At 68.7% G+C, this 1093-nt stretch carries 1 protein-coding gene and 1 pseudogene; both read left to right on the plus strand.

Annotated features, from left to right (window positions below; translation table 11 throughout):
- Positions 1-554, plus strand: a pseudogene (locus AB0I68_RS39155) (hypothetical protein); the annotation flags it as partial.
- A 1-nt stretch (position 555) separates the two neighbouring features.
- The gene (locus AB0I68_RS39160) at positions 556-1020 is read left to right on the plus strand and encodes a hypothetical protein (protein WP_363182220.1); all 465 of its coding nucleotides are present in this window, start codon (positions 556-558) and stop codon (positions 1018-1020) included.
- The last annotated feature ends 73 nt before the right edge of the window (positions 1021-1093 follow it).

Raw genomic sequence — 1093 nt, forward strand, 5'->3', positions numbered from 1 at the left:
GCCGGCCAGGCGGGGCCCAGGCCGTCTTCCACCACGAGTGGAAGAAAGAAGAGGAGAAGGAGAAGGTCAGGCGGACCGTCGAGGCATACCGGCAGTTCGAACAAGGGCAGCTGCCCGCAGGTCCTGGAGCCGACTCCCTCATGGCCACGTTCCGCGCCGTCGAAACCGAGCTCGCCGACCACGAGCCGGGGCTGGCGAAGGTCGTCACCGACCGGCAGATCGAACTGCTGCTGAAGAAGAAGGCATCGGTGTTGCACCTGTCCGCGGCGAACTACTGCTGGTTCGAGGACCCGGCGAAGGCCCTGTGTCTCAAGCTCGCCGGCACCCGCTCCGCGACGGCTCCGATGACCGGGCTGTGTGACAGCTCCCGCTGCCCGCAGGCCACCCACCACCTCGTTCACCGCTCCATCTGGCAGACCTCGGCGGACAACGGCGCCGCCCTGCTGGCCAGTCCTCGGATCCCTGCGCAGGAGAAGGACCGGCTGCGAGCCGAGCACGAGCGGTCGATGCGGGTCCTCGAAGAGATCGACTCGGCAGCCGGAAAGGCCGGATGACATGGCACTGAGTCCGCAGCAGCGTGACCAGATCGAACGGCGCGTCCGCGCGGCCATCGACCGGCTGCTGGCCGGGCAGATCCCACCCGGCGGCGCCTGCGACGTCAAGACGCTCGCCCGCGAGGCGGGCATCTCCCGCGCATCCCTCTACCGGACCTGGGGCCACCTCAAGGACGAGTTCGAGAAGCGAAGGGCAGCCGCCTGGGCGGCGGGCCAGCAGCCCGACCCGCGCGAGGCCCGCATCGCACGGCTGCGTGATCTCAACCAGCGGATCACCGGCAAACTCGCCCGCACCCACACCGAACTCACGCTGCTCAAGGAGCGCCACCAGCTCCTTCTGTCGGTCTTGGCCGCCAAGGACGACGAAGTCCAGAGGCTTCGCCACCAGCTCAGTACGTCCGCCGCGGTTCCGGATCAAAGGCAGGGGGACGACGCCAAGGGCGTCGTCCCCCTGCCCCGCCGCTGATGTCACACCAGTGTGATCAGCAGGGCGGAGACCCGCAGCGCAGTCTGGTGGAGGGCCTGGCTTGTTGACTGCA

This window comes from Streptomyces sp. NPDC050448 (genome assembly GCF_040655295.1).
Lineage (GTDB): Bacteria > Actinomycetota > Actinomycetes > Streptomycetales > Streptomycetaceae > Streptomyces.